Origin of the sequence: Chitinophaga niastensis, assembly GCF_003014755.1 — a bacterium.
Taxonomy (GTDB): domain Bacteria; phylum Bacteroidota; class Bacteroidia; order Chitinophagales; family Chitinophagaceae; genus Chitinophaga; species Chitinophaga niastensis.
Window position 1 is genome coordinate 432,021 of sequence record NZ_PYAW01000004.1, and the last position, 21,511, is coordinate 453,531.

At 45.9% G+C, this 21,511-nt stretch carries 1 protein-coding gene; it reads left to right on the forward strand.

All coding sequences use genetic code 11. The annotated features are described in order from the left end of the window. Positions 1–5 precede the first annotated feature (5 nt). Positions 6–21,461 carry a non-ribosomal peptide synthetase gene (locus tag CLV51_RS20420; RefSeq protein ID WP_106529931.1) on the forward strand — a complete coding sequence of 7,152 codons (21,456 nt, stop codon included), beginning with the start codon at positions 6–8 and terminating at the stop codon, positions 21,459–21,461. The last annotated feature ends 50 nt before the right edge of the window (positions 21,462–21,511 follow it).

Here is a 21,511-nt window from a genome sequence, read left to right on the forward strand (position 1 = left end):
TAAACATGACCGGCTTTAATTTAATTGATATTGTAGATTTATTGGAGAAAGCAAATGATATTGGCATTCAAATTTCATTTGATGATAACGAGCTGATTGTACAAACACACAAGGAAAATATCATTGACGCCTCCTTCCTGAATGAGCTGAAAAGCAATAAGGAATATTTAATAGAATATTTTAAAAAGCACCACCAGAGCGGATCAGATATCATGCTCACGGAAGAAATAAATACTGCCGGCAGAAATGGATCAACACGTATCCCGCTTTCGTTTAGCCAGGAACGTTTGTGGTTTATAGATCAGCTGGAAGGCAGTGTGCAATATCATTTACCGGTTGTGTTGAGAGTAAAGGGAGCCCTCAACAAAAAGGCATTGGTTTACGCATTACAACATATTATCAACAGGCATGAGGTATTGCGTACCGTAATAGCAGCAGAAGGAGGGAAAGCCTGGCAGCAGATACAAGAGAAAGATCAGTGGCAACTGGAATTGATAGATGAACCAATCTATAAAGAAGTCCCCACTGCTTTGCAGTCTTGTGTAAAAGCCCTGATCGCTGCACCATTCGACCTGTCAAAGGATCATATGTTGCGGGCCCATTTAATTGTGCAGCATGCCGACGAGCATGTGTTGGTGGTCATCGTGCACCATATTGCATCAGATGGCTGGTCTACAGGTATCATCATCAGAGAGCTGGTAGAGCTGTATGGTGCATATGCAGAAGATCGTACTGCGCAACTGCCTGTACTGGATCTGCAATATGCGGATTATGCAATCTGGCAGCGGGAATACTTGTCCGGTGAAGTGTTAACCCAACAACTGGATTACTGGAAAAACAAATTATCTGGTGTAGATGCACTGAGCCTGGTAACAGATCATCCGCGTCCTGCTATTCAAAGCACCCGTGGTGCTACCCGTTCGTTCAGGCTTCCCCGTGAGTTAACGGCGCAGCTGCATGCATTGTCGCGTCAGGAGGATACTACCTTGTTCATGACACTGCTGGCCGCTTTCAACGTATTATTATATCGCTACAGCGCGCAGGATGATATTTGTGTAGGCAGCCCTATCGCCGGCAGAACAAGACAGGAACTGGAAGGACTGATCGGCTTTTTCATTAATACATTGGTATTACGCAATGATCTGAGCAACAATCCTTCTTTTACAAACCTGATGCAACAGGTAAAAGAAACTACTTTAAGTGCATATGATCACCAGGAGATACCGTTTGAGAAGATAGTAGAAGCGGTGGTGAAACAGCGTGATCTGAGCAGGAACCCTCTATTCCAGGTAGTGTTTATGTTGCAGAATACACCGGAAGAACCAGACCTCAGTCTGGATGCGGTGTCCTTTTCCCATGAGCAGGTAGTCAGCACTACCACTATGTTTGATCTCATTTTTTCAGTGGAAGACAGGGGCGGTGAACTAACAGGATCGGTATCATACTGCATCGATTTATTTGACGCAGCAACAATAGACCGGATGATTACACACTTTGAACAGTTGCTGTTATCCATTGTGGCATCCCCGGCTTCACCAATAGCTTCCTTTACAATGCTGGCGGCCAGGGAAGAAGAGCAGTTGATCCTTTCTTTTAATGATACAACAATTGATTATCCGCAGCATAAAACAATTATTGAGCAGATCAGTTTGCAGGCAGCGCTTACACCAGCAGCAACGGCATTGGTATTTGATGATCGTTTACTCACCTATCGTGAACTGGAAGAACGTTCCGGCCAATTGGCGCATTACCTGATCAGTAAAGGCATTACCACAGAAACAGTGGTGCCGGTATGCATGGAAAGATCACCTGAAATTGTAGTGAGTATGTTGGGTATCATGAAGGCGGGAGGCGCCTATGTGCCTGTTGATCCGGAGTATCCCACAGACCGTATCCGTCATATTATTGCAGATACCCGTGCTGCTATCATTGTAGGCAGTAAGGCATGTGTTGATAAGCTGAAACTGGCCGGAGCAGCTGATATTATTACATTGGATGGAGATAAGGACATCATCAGCCAATATCCGGCCACTGTACCAAATCTCACTTACACTGGTCATCAACTCGCGTATGTAATTTATACTTCCGGTTCTACCGGCCTCCCCAAAGGGGTAATGATTGAACACAATGGGGTGGCAAACCTTGTTAACTGGCACAATGCTACTTACGGGGTAACTGCTGCCAGTAAAGCTACAGCTGCCGCCGGTATGGGCTTTGACGCTTTCGGATGGGAAGTGTGGCCATATTTATGCAAAGGCGCTGCTGTAAATATCCTGAATGATGAAAAACGTTTTTCGCTAACAGCTATTGTAAATTTATTTAGGGAAGAAGAGATCTCACACGGATTTTTATCTACTGCTTTATTGCATGAATTTATCCGGGAAGCAGGAAATAAATTAACGGCACTGAAATATTTACTCACCGGTGGAGATAAATTAACTGCCATTGATGTGAGTGGTCTTACGTATAAAGTTGTCAATAACTACGGCCCAACAGAAAATAGTGTAGTTACTACTTATTACCCGTTATCAGCCAGGGATAAGGATGTTACGCCGGTGATAGGCAGGCCGGTGAGCAATACTAAAATATACATTATCAATAGTCATACACAATTATCTCCAGTAGGTGTACCCGGAGAAATTTGTATTGCGGGTAAAGGAGTATCGCGCGGTTATTTGAATCGCCCGGAACTGACAGCAGAAAAATTTATTGCCAATCCTTTTGATGTGCAGGGAGGTAACCTGTACAGAACCGGTGATCTGGGCAGATGGCAGCCGGATGGCAACATCGAATACCTGGGAAGGATAGACGACCAGGTAAAAATCCGTGGCTACCGCATAGAGCTGGGTGAAATAGAAAATGTATTGCAGCAATGCAACCTGGTAAAACAGGCGGTGGTGCTGGCAAAAGAAGATCATAGTGGTCACAGGAATAAACGGTTGGTAGGGTACATCGTGCCCGCCAACCTCTTTGACAAGGAAGGTATTATTGCTTTCCTGAAACAGCAGCTGCCGGATTATATGATACCTGCACTGTTGATCCCATTGGAGAAACTGCCATTAACGGCAAATGGAAAAATTGATAAAAAAGCACTGCCGGATACTGACGCAGAGGCACTGCTCACCAATGCATATGTAGCACCGAGAAATGCCACCGAACAAGGACTGGCAACCATCTGGCAGGAGTTGTTAGGTGTATCACGTGTAGGCATACACGACAATTTCTTTGAACTGGGCGGCGACTCTATCATCACGATACAGGTAGTCAGCCGCGCTAAACGTGCCGGCTATGAATTGCAGCCCAGAGATTTGTTTTTACACCAAACCATTGCAGCACTGGCTGTTTTACTATCGTCCCGTAAAAGCACTGCTACGGCAGGTGAACAAGGTTTATTAACGGGTCATAGCGGGTTATTGCCAATCCAGCAATGGTATTTTAATACAGGTGCTGCGGTAACGGTACCTTTTAATCAGAGTGTTTTATTATCGATAGATAAAAGCGTAGATACGTCTGCGTTAGATGCAGCCATCAGCGGGTTAGTAGATTACCATGATGCGCTGCGATTTGTTTATACGCCCTCAAATAACGGCTGGCAGCAGCTGTACGGATCTGCCGAAGGCAGGTTGGAAATAGCAGATCTGCAGGCGGTATCTCCGGATAACCTGGCCAACGGGGTGGCAGAGCAGGCCAATCATTACCAGCAAAGCCTGCAAATAGAGAAAGGTATCCTGATCCGTGCTGTATTGCTGTTAACACCTGCCAGCGAATCGCGTAACCGTTTATTGATAGTAGTGCATCACCTGGCGGTAGACGGCGTATCCTGGCGTATCCTGCTGGAAGACCTGGAGCTGTTGCTGAAAAATGATCCGCATAAAAATGCAGTAGATATTTTGGGTCGTAAGAGTAGTTCTTACCGGCAGTGGTTTACTGCGCTGGCAAATTATGGGCAGCGTCATCGTGTATTAACCCAGGAAGATTACTGGAAGCGGGTGGTAGCAGGTTATGTTCCGCTGCAAACAGATAAAATATATAAAGGGCAATTAACGGTATCGGATACCGGCTCGCATACACTTCGTTTGGGAACGCTGCAAACACAACGATTGTTACAGGAAGTACCACGTGCTTATCATACCGCTATCAACGATGTTTTGTTATGTGCACTGGCATTGACCGTCTCAGCATGGAATAAATCGTCTAAGGTGGTGATAGGCATGGAAGGGCACGGACGGGAGGATATTGCAAAGGATATAGATACCAGCCGCACTATTGGCTGGTTTACAAATATGTATCCTGTATTGCTGGAAGTAGCCGCCGGTAGTGGGCCGCAGGCCTCACTGAAAGCGGTGAAGGAACAGCTGCGGCAGGTACCGGATAAAGGGCTGGGATATGGCATACTGAAATACATTCAGCAGGCACCCGATTTACAGGGTAAAGATCCCTGGGATATTGTATTTAATTATCTGGGACAGTCAGATAATACAGTGAAACAGGATGGTTATCTGGGAATGGCACCGGAATCTTCCGGAACAGATACCGGCACAGATTTTCCTATGCAGCATAAATTAGCTGTTACCGGTATGGTACAGGGAGCTGAACTCATTTTGCAATGGGAATACAGCAACAAACATTATGCAGCTGCGGGCATAGAAAAACTGGCCACTGCTTATTTATCAAATCTTACATTACTAATAGACCACTGCGTTGAACAGGCAACACAGGCTACCATATATACACCTTCCGATTATGGGCTGGGTACAGAAGTGAGTAACGAAGAGCTGGATGAGTTCCTGGATGCGGACTACAAGGGCGCTCCACGCCGTAGCCAGGTAACAGGATTGTACCGGTTAAGCGGTTTGCAGGAAGGTATGCTGTTTCATAGTTTATACGATGCAGCCGGAAGTACCTATGTAGAGCAGTTTAGTTGTGATTTATCTGGTTTGCAGGAAGATTTTTTCCGTCAGAGCTGGGATCATTTATTGCAGCAACACAGCATTCTGAGAAGTGGTTTTTATCATGATGTATTTCCTGTTCCGGTGCAATGTGTGTACCGCGAAGTGAATATGCCGGTGCATGTGCTGGACTATCGTCATATGGCGGAAGGTGAACAGGCACAAGCGGTGAAGGACTATGAAGCCGCAGACAGCCAGAAAGGATTTGATTTAAAGGAAGCGCCATTAATGCGTATTAGTTTGCTGCGCCTGAAAGACGACACTTACCGGATGTTATGGACTTCTCATCATATTTTGTATGACGGATGGTCATTGCCCGTGATGATAGAGGAATTGCTGAACACTTACGAATCACTGGCAACAGGAAAGCCCGTTGTTGCAAGCGCGGAAGATCGTTTTGAAGATTATATCCGTTACCAGGAGCGACTGGATAAAGAGCAGGAAGAACAGTACTGGCGTGGTTATCTGAAAGGATTAGAAAAAGGCAGCCTGTTACCATTTATTGGAGCTACTGCTAAACTGACAAAAGGTGGCGGCAACTTTAAAGAGAGGATATTCAAATTAGATACCGCTACAACTGCCCACCTGACTCATTTTGCACAGCAACACCACATTACACAGAATACGCTGATGCAAGGCGTGTGGGCGTACCTGTTATACCGTTATTCGGGTCATAAAGATGTAGCTTATGGTATTACCGTATCCGGTCGCCCGGAAGATTTGCCTGGCGTGGAACAACGGGTAGGCTTGTACATTAATACGTTGCCATTATATACCGTAGTAGATCCATCACTGGAAATAGTATCCTGGTTACAGGCATTACAAACGAGTCAGCTGATGAGCCGCGAATACCAATATACCGGTCTGAATGAAATTCAGCGCTGGACAAATATTCCGGGTGAACTGTTTGATAGCACTATTACTTTCCAGAATTATCCGATAAATGAAGTAGTAGATGCAAAAACATGGCAGTTGCAGGTAAGTGATGTAGAAACACATCCGCATACCAACTATCCGTTAACCATTATCATGGGTATTACGGCAGAAACTACTTTAATATTTACCTACAATAATGATTTGCTGTCTGATTATTTTATTGAAAAAATAGCCGGGCATTTTGAGCAGGTAATAGGGCAAATCATCAACAGGCAGGCAGAAAAAATAGGGGAGATAGCTCTGCTCACATCAGCGGAACGGCAGGAACTGAAAGTGGCATTTAATAACAACATAACTGCTCCTTCTAAAGAACAGTCTTTTGTTGACCTGTTTGAAACGCAGGCTGCCCTTACACCACAGGCTACTGCACTCGTCTTTGAAGAAGAGCTGTTGACTTACCAGGAACTGGATGAACGTTCCGGCCGGTTGGCTAATTACCTGCGCAGTAAAGGCGTTATCGCCAATACACTGGTACCGCTTTGCATAGAACGCTCCACAGATATGATCGTGGGTATATTAGGTATCCTGAAGGCAGGAGGTGCTTATGTGCCCATAGAACCGGATTTCCCGGCAGAGAGAATAAAATACATGCTGGAAGATACCCATGCAACGGTAATTGTGAGCAGCAGCGCCTGCAGGGAACTGCTACCAGTAACAGCAGCGATGCAGGTAGTGGCGCTCGATGACGACAGCCACGCTATTAACAAGTGTTCCCCTATTGCGCCGGCAATACATCCTGTGCCGGATCAGTTGTTGTATGTAATTTATACTTCCGGTAGTACAGGTACACCCAAAGGGGTAATGGTGACACATGGCAACCTGGCGGATTATGTAGCCGGGTTACAGGTGAAGCTGGATATCAACAGTTGCCGTTCCTTTGGTTTGCTGTCCAGTATTGCGACGGATCTTGGGAACACTGTTTTATACAGTTCGTTAGTAGCAGGTGCTGCGTTGCACCTGTTCTCCAAAGCTGCTATCAACGACGCGGAGGCACTGTATACTTATTTTGAAAGGTACCCGATCGATTGTATAAAAATAGTACCCTCTCACTGGAAAGCATTATCAGCACCAGGGAGGTTATTGTTGCCCCAAAAATTACTCGTCTTTGGTGGGGAAGCGCTGGGAGTTGCTGTGGTGGATAGTATACGGGATTCAAATGCTGCTTGCACCGTTGTGAATCACTACGGCCCAACGGAAACGACTATAGGGAAATTACTCCATGTAGTAGATCCGGCCGGCATATATGAACAGGTGATCCCGATCGGGAAACCATTTTCCAATACCCGTATTTATGTGTTAAATCAGGAAGGGCAGCCATGTCCTGTAGGCGTACCCGGTGAATTGTATATCGGTGGAGATGGAGTTGCGTTGGGCTATTTAAACAATCCGGAACTGACTGCCAGCCGGTTTATCACAGATCCATTTTCCACTGCTGATCAAACAAAATTATATCGTACCGGTGACCTGGTGAAATGCCGGCCGGATGGCAATATTGTTTTCCTGGGCCGTGTAGATGACCAGGTAAAGATCCGTGGCTACCGCGTAGAACCGGGAGAAATCAGTCGCGTATTAAGTGGTTGTGAGCAGGTGAGCCAGGCGGTGGTAATTGCGCGGGAAGACAGTAGCGGTAATAAGCGGTTGATCGGTTACATTATACCGGCAGCAAATTTCGATAAAGAGGCTGTGATCACTTATCTGCGGGAGCAATTACCGGAACACATGATCCCGGCAGTACTCGTAGTAATAGATTATTTCCCGCTGCTGCCCAATGGTAAAATTGATAGAAAATCATTACCTGATCCGGAAGTAAATACTACCGCTGTATCGGATTACACTGCACCGGAAACGGATATAGAAAAAAAGCTGGCTGCTATCTGGTCGTTGTTACTGGAAGTAGATGAAATAAGCGTACACGATGATTTCTTTGCATTAGGAGGGCATTCTTTGCTGGCTATCCGGGTGATATCTGCTATCAGAAAACAGCTGGGCGTGGAAGTAGCTATAGGAGATGTTTTTGACTATCCTACTATCTTCTCCTTATCTCAACAATTATCACAGCGGTCGGCGCCAACTACCGTACCGGCACTGGTGAGGGGAGAAAGACCTGCACGCATCCCGCTTTCGTATAGCCAGGAACGTTTGTGGTTTATCGATCAGCTGGAAGGTAGTTTGCATTATCATATTCCAACAGTGTTGCAGTTGAAAGGGCGTCTCAACCAGGCTGCTTTATCGCATGCCCTGCAAACCATCGTGAATCGACATGAGTCGTTGCGCACAGTGATTGCACAGCAGGAGGGAATAGCTTACCAGCGTATACTGAACAAAGACCAATGGAAGTTAGGTGTAACACATCATCCGGAGTTCAGGGAAAACAAAACTGCCTTGCAGCATTATATACAGCAGCTGGTAGAAACGCCATTTGATCTTACAAATGATCATATGTTGCGGGTAGATGTCATCGTACTGGAAGAAGAGGTGTCTGTATTGGTAGCTACCGTGCATCATATCGCCTCCGATGGCTGGTCCACCGGCATTTTAGTACGTGAGCTGGTGGCTTTGTATAACGCATTTGAATCCGGCAGTCATGCGGATTTACCCGCGCTGGATATACAGTATGCAGATTATGCCATCTGGCAACGGAACTATTTATCCGGAAAAGTACTGGAAGAAAAGATTGCTTACTGGAAAGATAAACTCACGGGTGTACCTGCCCTGAATTTACCTGCGGATTATCCGCGTCCGGCGGTGCAAAGCACACGTGGTGCTATCAGTTTGTTTCAGCTGGACCCTGCCTTGTCTGCCTCCTTACAAGCTTTGTCGCAGCAACAAGGCAGCACTTTGTTCATGACATTACTGGCGGCATTTAAAGTATTATTATATCGCTACAGCGGGCAGGAAGACATCTGTGTAGGCAGCTCCATAGCGGGCAGAACACAACAGGAAACAGAGGGGCTGATCGGCTTCTTCATTAATACACTCGCATTACGCAGCGATTTAAGTAATGCTCCTTCGTTCATACAACTATTACAGCAGGTAAGAGAAACCACTTTAAAAGCATATGGACACCAGGACGTGCCTTTTGAAAAAGTAGTGGAAGCAGTAGTGAAAGAGCGTGATATCAGCAGAACACCACTGTTCCAGGTGATGTTTGAATTACAGAACGTACCGGATGCGCCTGAGTTCCGCCTGGGAGAGGTGTTGTTTGAAGCAGCAGGTACCAATCATGTAGCCGCCAAGTTTGATATGAATATCTCCTTGCAGGAAAGTGCTGCGGGATTGTCGGGATACGTAGAATATTGTGTTGATTTATTTAATGAAGAAACGATTGCGCGGTTGCTGGAAAACTACGAACAGTTATTATGGTCTGTGGTAAAAGATCCTGCGGCATCTATCGCAACATTACCTATGCTGACAGCTGCTGCACAGCAGCAACTGTTGGTGGCATTTAATGATACAGAGGTGCCTTATCCGGCGGATAAAACACTCGTGGAGCTGTTTACCTTACAGGCGGCACGTACACCTGCAGCGGTGGCATTAAAATTTGGAAACCAGGAATTGGCTTATCATGAGCTGGAAGCAAAGGCCAATACATTGGCTGGTTTCCTCAGAAGCAAAGGTGTGAAGGAAGATACGCTGGTTCCCATTTGTATAGAGCGGTCGCTGGAAATGGTTGTCGGGATATTGGGTATCCTGAAGGCTGGCGGCGCCTATGTGCCCATTGATCCGGAATATCCTGCGGAAAGGATACAGTATATGCTGGAGGATTGTAACGCAACAGTGGTGGTGAGCAGTAGTTATGCGAAACAAAAAATAACAGCAACGATTCCTGTTATTGCATTGGATACGGAATGGGACAGTATGCGGGTAGCAGCGTCTTCACCGCAACCGGCGCCGCATCACCTGGCATATGTTATCTATACTTCGGGTTCTACCGGTAAGCCCAAAGGTGTGATGGTAGAACATCGTGGCATGTTAAATCATTTATATGCCAAGATCAGTGATCTGAAAATGGATGATAAAACCATCCTGGCCTACACCGCTGCTTACACCTTTGATATTTCGGTATGGCAGATGTTTTCGGCATTGCTGTGCGGAGGTACTACCATCATCTATCCGGATGAACTGATATTACAACCCGGTGCATTCATCAGCCAGGTAGAGCAGGATCAGGTAACTATCTTAGAGCTGGTGCCTTCCTATCTGTCTGCTTTGTTGCAGGAAAATACAAACGTCACATTAAAAGCATTGCAATTTTTGCTGGTAACAGGCGAAGTGGTGAGTCAGTATGTGTTGAAGCAATGGTTTGAACACGCTTATTTTGGTGCTGTTCCGGTGGTAAATGCATATGGTCCTACAGAAGCATCAGATGATATTTGTCATTACTTCATGTATAACGTTCCCGCCAGTACGAATATACCTTTGGGTACGCCTATACAAAATTTACATATTCACATACTGGATGGCGCGCAACAGCTTTGCCCCATAGGCGTTCCGGGAGAGATCTGTGTTTCCGGCATAGGAGTAGCCCGTGGTTATCTGAACCGGCCCGACCTCACCGCTGCTAAATTTATTAAAGATCCTTTTAGTGCGGAAGAGGAAAGAATGTATAAAACCGGGGATCTGGGCAGATGGCTACAGGATGGAAATATAGAATATTTAGGCAGAATAGATGAGCAGGTAAAGATCCATGGCTACCGCATAGAACTGGGAGAAATAGAAAGTGTTTTACAACAGTGTGAAGGCGTAAGCCAGGCGGTGGTATTGGCTAAATCAGAAAATAAGGAACCTCATAGTAATAAGCGGCTGATAGGATACATTGTACCGGAAGGAGATTTTGATAAAGGCGCAGTGCTTTCCTGGCTGAAAGGCAAGCTGCCGGAGTATATGGTGCCATCGTTGCTTATAGAACTGGAACAATTACCATTAACCGCCAATGGAAAAATTGATAAGAAGGCGTTGCCGGATCTCGATGCAGCGTTGTTAGTAAATGAATATACAGCGCCGCGGAATGAAATGGAACAGGCACTGGCATGCATCTGGCAGGAATTGCTGGGGGTACAACGGGTAGGCATATACGATAATTTCTTTGAGCTGGGCGGCCACTCTTTAATGGTAATGCGCCTGGTAGCAGCAGTAGGCAAACGATTGAGCGTTGCGTTGCCGGTGAAGGCCATCTTTACACATCCTGTTATCGCTACTTTAGCAACATACCTGGAAGCGGAAAAAAATAATGGTGTGTTGTTGCCGGTGATCGAAAAACAAACAAGACCCGTACATATTCCGCTGTCATTTAATCAGGAACGTTTATGGTTTGTGGATCAGCTGGAAGGAAGTATACATTATCATATTCCTATTGTACTAAGACTGAAAGGTTTGCTGGATAAGGAAGCGCTGGCAACAGCACTCAACAATATAGTGAGCCGGCATGAAGTGCTCAGAACTGTAATAGAACAGGAAGATGGAAAACCTTATCAGCGCATCCGCAGCGCAGCTGATTTTGAGCTATCTGTCACTGATAACCCGGTTTATAAAGATGACCAGCACGCTTTACATCAACAAATAGCTGCTTTGGTGAGTGCGCCTTTTGATTTGTCTGCGGACTATATGTTGCGGGCCCATCTGATAAAGCTGGCAACTGATGAACATGTACTTGTGATCATTACGCATCATGTTGCCTCTGATGGATTGTCAACCGGTATTATGGCGCGCGAATTCATAGAAGGTTACAATGCTTGTCTGGCAGGAACACTGCACCAACAGGAACCACTGAAACTGCAATACGCTGACTATGCTATCTGGCAGCGGTCTTACCTCGCGGGAGAAACGCTGGATAAGAAACTGGCCTACTGGAAAGACAAGCTGACGGATGTACCGCCATTAAATCTGCCAACAGACTTTAAACAGCCTGCCATACAAAGTATGCGCGGTGGCCGTGTAAGCACTGTGGCCAATGAAGGCGTATTGGTACAGTTACAACAACTGAGTCAGCAACAGGGAACCACCTTGTACATGACATTATTAGCGGCCTTTAAGGTATTGTTATACCGCTACAGCGGGCAAACAGATATTGTAGTGGGCTCTTCTTCGGCAGGACGCCAGCAACAGGACATAGAAGCGCTGATAGGCTTTTTTATCAATATGCTCACCCTGCGCAGTGATATAAGTGATAACCCGTCTTTTATTGCTTTGCTGCAACAGGTAAAACAAACTACACTGGATGCTTTTGAACACCAGGATGTGCCTTTTGAAAAAATAGTAGAAGCAGTGGTGAAAGACAGGGAACACGGCAGACGGCCACTCTTCCAGGTAATGTTTGTAATGCCCGATAAAGCTGGTAGCAATAATGCGCCCGGGCTAAAGGGAATAACATTATCCCCGGAAATAATATCGCATAGTACCGCGAGATATAACCTGCTCTTTTCTGTACAGGAAACTTCCGTAGGCTTAAATATAGATGTAGAGTACAGCAAAGACCTCTTCAGAGAAGATACGGTAGTGCGCATGATGGAACATTTTAAACAGTTGTTGGCTGCCATCGCTGCATCACCGGCTACTCCGGTAGACCTGCTGCCTTTACAAAGTGAAAATGAATACAAGGCATTGTTGCAGGCATTCGGGAAAGTGGAAGTGCCTTATTCCCGCAACCAGACTTTTGTTGATTGGTTTGCCATACAGGCAGCACGCACGCCTGCTGCTACTGCACTCGTTTTTGAAGACAAACAGCTAACTTATAAAGAACTGGATGAACGGAGCAATCAGCTTGCGCATTATCTGCACCGCAAAGGAGTGCAGGCTAATTCACTGGTGCCGCTTTGTATTGCCCGTTCGCTGGATATGATGGTGGGTATCCTGGGCATATTAAAAGCGGGCGCCGCTTATGTACCCATTGAACCGGATTTCCCGGCAGAGCGGATACAATACATGCTCTCAGATACCCACGCTACTATCATTGTAAGCAATGATAACAGCAGAGAGGTATTACCTGAAGGTGACGCCATACAAATTATATCACTGGATGAAGAAGCTATCGTTGCCTGCGATAGAGCTGCACCCGGTACGATCCCTGCTGCAGAACAACTGGCCTATGTTATCTATACTTCCGGCAGTACCGGTACGCCTAAAGGCGTGATGATAACACATCATAACCTGGCAGACTATTTAGCCGGATTGCAGGCACATATACCGGTAGCCGGTTGCCGCTCTTTCGGGTTGCTTTCCAGCATTGCTACGGACCTGGGTAATACGGTGTTATTTACTGCATTGATGACGGGCGGTGCATTACACTTGTTCTCCAAAGCAGCTATCAACGATGCTGCTGCAATGCTTACTTATTTTGAGCAGCATATCATTGATTGTATTAAGATCGTACCATCGCACTGGAAGGCACTTTCAGACCAGGATCGTTTATTACTCCCTGAAAAATTACTGGTATTTGGCGGAGAGGCATTGGAAGCAGCGGTGATTGAAAATATCCGTGCGGCAGGTACTCACTGCACAGTTGTTAATCACTATGGTCCAACGGAAACGACTATAGGAAAATTACTGCACGTGGTAGATCCCCAACGTATTTATCCGGATGTGGTACCCATAGGGAAAGCATTTTCGAATACAAATATTTATGTGGTGAGTCCTGCCGGACAACCATGCCCGGTAGGTGTTCCCGGAGAATTATATATCGGGGGAGAAGGGGTTGCTTTAGGCTATCTCAATAATCCGGAACTAACAGACAGTAAGTTTATTAAAAATATTTTCTCACCGGAAGCAGCAACAAAATTATATCGCACAGGCGATCTCGTAAAGTATCTGCCTGATGGAAATATCATATTCCTTGGACGTGTGGATGACCAGGTAAAAATTCGTGGTTATCGCATAGAACCGGGCGAAATCAGCCGGGTGCTTGAACAATGTGAAGAAGTAAGCCAGGGCGTAGTGATAGCACGGGAAGACAACAGCGGCAATAAACGATTGATCGGTTATGTGATACCGCAGGGTACATTTGATAAAACTGCCATTCTTTCTTATCTGAAAGCGCAGTTGCCGGAATACATGATACCGGCAACATTGGTGGAAATGGAGCAGTTCCCGCTGTTGCCCAATGGAAAAATTAATAAGAAAGCATTACCGGATCCCGATGCTGCTGATGCTGGCGGTGAAGGTTATGTAGCACCTTCCAACCCAACAGAGGAGCGGTTGGCCGCTATCTGGTCAGCATTGCTGGAAATAGAACAGGTAGGTATACACGATGATTTCTTCGCCCTGGGAGGCCATTCCCTGCTGGCTATACGGGTAATATCTGCTATCCGTAAGCAATTGGGTGCAGAAGTATCTATCGGAGATATATTTGATTATCCAACGATCTCGTCTTTATCTCAACAGCTGGCGGGTCGCATGGCGCCATCCGCAGTACCTGCACTGGTAAAACAGGAAAGACCGGCGCATATTCCGCTTTCGTATAGCCAGGAACGTTTGTGGTTTATTGATCAGCTGGAAGGTAGTATTCATTATCATGTTCCCAATGTGTTGCACCTGAAAGGTTCGCTTAATAAGGCGGCACTATCTCATGCGCTGCAGGCAACTGTCAACCGCCATGAAGTATTGCGTACTGTAATAGAGCAGGAAGAAGGTACACCATATCAGCGTATCCTGAACAAGGGTCAATGGCAGTTAACCATTACAGATGAGCAGGTATATAAAGAAAACAAAGCGGCATTGCAGCAATACGTACGTCAGCTGGTGGACGCACCATTTGATCTGTCGGCCGATCATAAGTTACGCGCACATTTAATTATACTGGAGGAAGATGAATATTTACTGGTGGCCACCCTGCATCATATTGCATCAGATGGTTGGTCTACCGGAATTATTATAAGAGAACTGGTAGCGTTATACAATGCTTACGTTGCTAACCGCGAAGTGCAGTTGCCGGTATTGGAAGTGCAATACGCTGATTATGCTATCTGGCAGCGAAACTATTTGTCGGGTAAGGTATTGGAAGAAAAGATTGCTTACTGGAAAGATAAATTATCAGGTACTACCGTATTAAATTTGCCGCTTGATTACCCACGTCCGGCGGTACAAAGTTTACAGGGAGGCAGCGTTACGTTTAGCCTTGACCGTGATCTCTGTGAGCAGTTGCAGCAATTGTCGCGGCAACAGGGAACTACCTTCTTTATGACTTTGCTGGCAGCCTTCAAAACGTTACTGTATCGCTACACTGGTCAGGAAGATATTTGTATCGGTATACCTATCGCTGGCAGAACAAGACAGGAGATAGAAGGGCTCCTCGGGTTCTTTATTAATACACTGGCGCTGCGCAGTGACCTGAGTAATAATCCGTCCTTTACAGCACTATTGCAACAGGTAAAACAAACTACATTGGGTGCCTACGAACACCAGGATGTTCCTTTTGAAAAAGTGGTGGAAGCAGTAGTAACAGAAAGAAGCCTGGAAAGAAGCCCGCTGTTCCAGGTGTTATTCTCCCTGGAAAATACACCGGATGCACCGGATATGGTATTGGATGGATTGGAATTGTTGCCGGCAGGTGTAGACAATATCACCGCACCTTTTGATCTGACAGTATCTTTACAGGAAGGCGCCACCGGACTTCGCGGGTCTATCGCCTATTGTGTGGACCTGTTTAAGGAAGCTACTATCATCCGGCTGATCAGTCATTTTGAAATGCTGTTGCGTGCCATCGTAAATGATCCGGCACAGCAGATAGCTACATTGCCCATGCTGCCGGTGGCTGAAGAACAGCAGTTACTGCATGCATTTAACAACACGGCAACTGACTATCCGCAACAAACATTTGTAACACTCTTTGATGCGCAGGCCACGGCTACGCCGGATGCCATCGCCATTGAATTTGAAGGAACCACATTAACATATGCTGCGCTGAATAAAAAAGCGAATCAGCTGGCGCACTATTTAAGAAGCCACGGTGTAAGAGAAGATGTGTTGGTGCCGGTTTGCCTGGAAAGATCGTTAAATATGGTAGTCGCCATATTGGGTGTATTAAAAGCTGGGGGTGCTTATGTACCAATAGATCCCGCCTATCCTGCAGACAGGGTCAATTATATGCTCCGGGATACCGGTGGTTTATTGCTGCTAACAGATGATAGCTGTAAAAATGCATTACCCGCTTATACAGCAGCACACATGATCATATTGGATCAGGAGCATGCTGTCATCAGTGGGTATCCGGAAACAGCATTACCTGATGCGCCGTTAATGCATCACCTGGCCTATGTTATTTATACTTCCGGTTCTACCGGCATGCCAAAAGGAGTGATGATAGCACATCAATCGCTGTCTAATTTCCTCTGCTCCATGAAGCAAACACTTCATCTCAACGCTTCCTGCAGCTTACTGGCGGTCACTACTTTTTGTTTTGATATTGCTTACCTGGAACTTTTCCTGCCATTACTGGCAGGAGGTAAAGTAATAGTAGCCACCAGGGAAACTGCTGCGGATGCTTTTCTGCTGATGAAACAATTAGCATTACAACAGCCGTCTTATATGCAGGCTACGCCTGCTACCTGGCAGATGCTGACAGATGCGGGATGGGAGAACAAAGAGCAGATCACCATTTTAGCAGGTGGGGAAGCTATTAAACCGGAACTGAAAAATAAACTCGTACAATTAAGTGAGCAGTCTGTATGGAACCTGTATGGACCTACAGAGGCTACCATTTGGGCTACCATAAAGGAATTGAAGCTGGAAGCACCTGTTACTATCGGACAGCCATTAGGCAATACGGAAATCTATATTTTGGATAAGGCAAGGCAGCTGGCACCAATAGGAGTAGTAGGGGAGTTATGTATCGGTGGTGTACAACTGGCACGGGGTTATCTGAACAGACATGAACTGACAGCAGAAAAATTTATTGATCATCCGTTTAAGAAAGGGGAACGGTTATACTTTACCGGTGATTTGGGCAGATGGCTGCCGGATGGTAACGTGGAATGCCTTGGCCGTATAGATGACCAGGTAAAGATCCGCGGCTACCGGATAGAGTTGGGTGAGATAGAAAGTGTACTGCAACAATGTGAACTGGTAAAACAGGCCGTTGTAGCAGGAAAGGCCGACAGCGCCGGTAACAAACGGTTGATCGGGTACATTGTACCAGCAGGAGAATTTGATCGCGAAGGAACGATTGCTTTTCTGCAAAGCCGGTTACCGGAATATATGGTACCTGCTATGTGGGTGACAATGGAAAATCTGCCGCTCACTGCTAACGGAAAAATTAATAAAAAAGCATTGCCCGAACCGGAAGCAGATGTATTGTTAAAAACAGTATACGTGGCGCCTCGCAATGCCACAGAACAAACACTGGTAAATATCTTTTTAATATTACTGAAAGTAGAACGGGTAGGGATATACGATGATTTCTTTGCGTTGGGCGGACATTCATTGCTGGCCATTCGGGTAGTATCCGCCATCCGGAAACAACTGGGTGTGGAAATATCTATACGTACAGTATTTAATCATCCTACCGTTGCTGCCTTATCAGCACAACTATCAACACAAACGGCATTTGCTGTGGCGCCTGCCCTCACACAACAGGAAAGGCCGGCACGCATTCCGCTGTCGTATAGCCAGGAACGTCTGTGGTTTATAGATCAGCTGGAAGGCAGCGTGCATTATCATTTGCCAACGGTATTAAGATTAAAAGGAGCGTTAAACCAGGATGCGTTGTTGCATGCTTTGCAGACCATTGTAAACAGGCATGAAATATTGCGTACCGGCATCGCACAGGAGGAAGGGCAGGCCTATCAGCAGGTAAGAGCGAAGGATCAATGGCAACTACAGGTGATAACAGCTGCTTCGTTGCAGCAAAATGAAGCCGGTCTGCAGGATTATATACAACAGCTGGTGCAGGCACCATTTGATTTGCTGAAAGATGATATGCTGCGTGTGCACCTGATTACACTGGGAGCCGCAGATCACATGCTGGTGGTAACCTTGCATCATATCGCTTCTGATGGCTGGTCTACAGGTATTATTGTGCACGAACTGGCAGAGCTGTACAGTGCTTATTTGGAAAGCCGTCCTGCACAATTACCAGCATTAGATATACAATATGCAGATTACGCTATCTGGCAGCGCAATTATTTATCAGGCGCTGTGCTGGAACAAAAATTAGCTTACTGGAAAAATAAATTATCCGGTGTAGCCACACTGGATCTGCCAACGGATTATATCAGACCCGCTGTACAAAGTACCCGCGGTGCCGTGAGCAAATTCCGGCTGGATCAGCAGTTGTCTGATGATATACAGACATTATGCAGGCAGGAAGGGACTACTTTATTTATGACATTGCTGACTGCTTTCAATATATTGTTGCACCGGTACAGTAGTCAGGATGATATTTGCGTAGGTACTCCTATTGCAGGCAGAACGCAGCAGGAGATGGAAAATCTCATTGGCTTCTTTATTAATACACTCGCGCTGCGCAGTGATCTGAGTAACAACCCATCTTTCCTTTCATTATTACAGCAGGTAAAACAAACCACCCTGGAAGCATATGAACACCAGGATATACCATTTGAGAAGATAGTAGAGGCAGTGGTGAAGAACCGTGATATGAGCCGTAGTCCGCTGTTCCAGGCGTTGTTTGTATTACAGAATACACCTGGCGTACCTGATCTTGGTTTGGGTGAGCTGGAATTATCGGCAGAAAGTACAACGCATACCACTGCAAAATGGGACCTTACTTTTACAGTGGGAGAAACACCAGCCGGGCTGATAGGTAGTGTAGAATATGGGGTTGATTTATTTAGTGAAACAACGATCAACCGGATGATCAGCCATTTCCAACAGCTGTTACAGGCCATTGTTAAAAATCCGGCTACACCAATTGGCTACCTGTCTATGCTCAGTGATGGGGAAGCACAACAATTACTTTCGGCTTTCAACGATAACGCAACTGCTTATCCGGCAAATAAAACAATTGCAGATTTATTTGAATTACAGGTGGCTGCTACACCAGGTGCTATTGCATTGGTGTACGGTAATAAATCCTATACCTATAAAACACTGAATGAACGTGCAGACAAACTGGCGTATTACCTGCGCAGCAAAGGCGTACGTAGCGGTACACTGGTGCCTTTATGCATAGAACGTTCACTGGAAATGATGGTGGGTATACTGGGTATATTAAAGGCTGGTGGCGCTTATGTTCCGGTTGATGCCACTTATCCGGCAGAAAGGATTAATTATATGCTGGCAGATATTAATGCTACGTTGTTGGTAACAACCACTACTACTATGGAACTGTTACCGGCAGAATGGTATGATAAAGAATTGCTGCTGCTGGATGCGATGGGTGAGTGGTTTGCAACACCATATGCAGGCCCTGTCAGTCGGACTATCTCCGCTAAGGACCCGGCTTATGTGATGTATACTTCCGGATCTACCGGCAAGCCAAAAGGAGTGGTGGTAACACATCAAAATGTGGTGAGCCTGGTAAAAGAAGTTACTTACGTTACCTTAAATGAGTCGGATGTATTATTATCTACCGGGTCGCCTTCCTTTGATGCCACTACCTTTGAGTATTGGGGCATGTTACTGAACGGCGGACAACTGGTGTTGTGCGCAGAGGATACCTTGTTAAACAGCGCTTTGCTGAAACAGGAATTGCGCGCACGGAAAGCAACTAAAATGTGGTTTACTTCGGGTTGGTTTAATCAGCTGGTAGATACAGATGTTAGTGTGTTTGAAGATTTGTCAGCCATTTTAACAGGAGGAGAGAAATTATCAGAAGAACATGTCAGGAAAATTAAACAGGCTTACCCGAAACTTGATGTTATTCACGTATACGGGCCTACGGAAAATACTACCTTTTCACTGGCCTACCTTATTTCGGAAGTGCCCATTAAAAATGCTACCCCGATTGGTGCCCCGCTCAATAACAGGACAGCATATGTATTAGATCATCTGCAGCAGCTGGTACCGGTAGGTATAAGAGGAGAGCTGTATGTAGGAGGTAGTGGTTTGGCCGCGGGGTATCTTAATCAGCCTGCATTAACAGCAACAAGATTTATTCCCGATCCGTTTGCTGCATCACCAGGTGAATTACTTTATAAAACCGGTGATCTGGGTAAATGGTTGCCGGACGGCAACATTGAATTCCTGGGGCGTATAGATGACCAGGTAAAGATTCGTGGCTTCCGTATAGAGCTGGGAGAAATAGAACATGTATTGCGGCAGTGTGAAGGGGTAGCACAGGCAGTGGTATTAGCTAAAACAGTACATAGCGGTAAACAGTTGATTGCCTATATCGTGCCTGCCGGAAATTTCGACCGGGAAGGAATCCTGACTTACCTGAAGAATAAGTTGCCGGATTATATGGTACCTGCATGGCTGTTGGAAATGGATAAGCTGCCGGTAACCGCTAATGGAAAAGTTGATAAAAAGGCATTGCTGCAACTGGAGGCAGGCGCCTTGTCAGTAAATGAATATGTAGCCCCCCGCAGTAAGATAGAACACGCATTGGTGGCTATCTGGCAGGAGTTGTTGCAGGTGCCGCAGATTGGTATTAACGATAACTTTTTTGAGCTGGGTGGACATTCATTACTAACCATCCGCTTAATCGCTGCTATCAAAAAAGAATCAGGACTGGAAGTACTGATAAGAGAATTATATACCTGGCCAACCATTGCTGCTTTGTCTGTTATGCTGGAGCAACAACAGGACAAGGAAGGATTAGGCAGGTATGGAGAAGGACGATTATTACTGCAGGAATCACTACCGGGTAACGGGCACATTGTTTTATTAAATAAAGCAACGCAGGCGCCACCGCTGTTTTTCTTGCCGGGTGCCGGTGGTCTTTGTGACGCCTACACTGAACTGGGCCGTGCTTTTAATGATACGATGGCTTTTTATAGTTTCCAGATGCTGGGTGCATTTGAAGACGAGCAACCGGCGGATACGATGGAAGCTATTGCCGCACAGCATATCTCCTGGATAAAGGAAATCCAGCCGCAGGGGCCTTATCGTTTAGCAGGACATTCTTTTGGTGCGCATGTGGCCTACGAAATCACGAAGCAGCTGGAAGCTGCCGGGGAAGAAGTGGCCATTGTTTACCTGCTGGATATGCAGGCGGCTGCTGATCCTGACCCAATAGACATAGATAGCCTGTATGATAGTATGCTGGCATTTTTTGAGCAGTATCGTCTTATTACAGCACCATATCCGGATTGGACCATTCAGCTGAAATCAGCTATTGCTCATCTGCCATATAATGAACTGATGCCCTTTATCACCCGCTTTGTACAGGAACAGATAGGCCGTGAGAATAAACAAACTGCATTTGTACTAAGGATGCTTGCCTTATCATGGAATAATACATGGGTGCATAATAATTATGCAGTTACCGGTAGCGTGAAAGCCCCTGCTGTAGTACTGAAAGCAGTAGATAATCCAACCAGGAAAACAGACCCGTATATGGGCTGGCTCAATCATAGTGCAGTTGTCCGTACGCTGATTGTACCGGGAGATCACCTGAACATGGTGGACGGCAATAACGCTGTAATACTGGCCGGACATATGATTAACCAGCTTAACGAAAAATAATAATCTTCATTTTCCTTTTTGGTGTTTTTATTTTTCAGATAGTAATAATG